The 206-nt window shown below is 73.3% G+C and carries 1 protein-coding gene; it reads left to right on the top strand.

The window, feature by feature from the left end; all coding sequences use genetic code 11:
- Nucleotides 1–206: hypothetical protein (locus FS882_RS21270; protein ID WP_187365423.1), on the top strand; the 206-nt coding region annotated here is incomplete at both ends.

The raw sequence follows: 206 nt of genomic DNA, 5'->3' as shown, positions 1-206 counted from the left end.
GAGGCCCACCAGCACGCCGCGATGCTCGACGCCGTCGCCGAGCTCGCCCGTCGCCCCGAGATGCACCCGCAGTGGTCGCCCATGGCGGGCGCCCCACCGACGCAGGGCTGCGTGGCGGGTGATGAGCTGGCGATGCGGTTGGGCTGGTCGCTGATGACCGCGAACAAGGCCGTGCACCGGGCACTGGTCCTGGACGGGATGCTCGC

Origin of the sequence: Cellulosimicrobium cellulans (genome assembly GCF_007679345.1) — a bacterium.
Taxonomy (GTDB): Bacteria; Actinomycetota; Actinomycetes; order Actinomycetales; family Cellulomonadaceae; genus Cellulomonas; species Cellulomonas cellulans_A.
The sequence above is the reverse complement of the archived record's forward strand: the minus strand, read 5'-3'. Positions and strand labels throughout refer to the sequence as shown.